Origin of the sequence: Brevibacterium sp. FME37 (assembly GCF_014897485.1) — a bacterium.
Lineage (GTDB): Bacteria > Actinomycetota > Actinomycetes > Actinomycetales > Brevibacteriaceae > Brevibacterium.
The window spans coordinates 1-484 of sequence record NZ_JABUYE010000060.1 but is presented as its reverse complement, the minus strand read 5'-3'; the positions used below and the strand labels follow the sequence as shown (position 1 = coordinate 484).

General features: G+C 65.1%; 1 pseudogene. It reads left to right on the top strand.

What is annotated here, in order from left to right:
* Positions 1 to 484, top strand: a pseudogene (locus INT29_RS19920) (hypothetical protein); the annotation flags it as partial.

Here is a 484-nt window from a genome sequence, read left to right as displayed (position 1 = left end):
GTCACAGGCGAATCTGCCGTCAAAAGGCTCTACCCGCTCGTGAGAGAGCTCGCCGTCGACGGGATCCCCGTCGCGGTGTCGTGCCGGGTACTGAAGCTCTCGCGTCAGCCCTACTACCGGTGGCTGGCCGTCCCTGTTCCTGGGGCCGATGTCATCGAGGCGTATCGGGCCAACGCCTTATTCGACGCCCACCGCGATGACCCTGAGTTCGGGTACCGGTACCTCGCCGACGAAGCCGAAGCGAATGGCCAGCCCATGGCAGTGCGCACCGCATGGCGACTGTGTTCAGGCAACGCCTGGTTCTCCGCCTTCGGCAAGGGCCGGGCCAAGAACGGGAAGAGGCCGGGACCACCCGTCCACGACGATCTGTGCGCGGTTGTCGATGCCGATGGGAAGACCCGGCACGAGTTTCGAGCTGATGGCCCGAACCAGCTGTGGTTGACCGACATTGTGCGCCACGAGGCGCTGTTGAACCGAGTGGAGG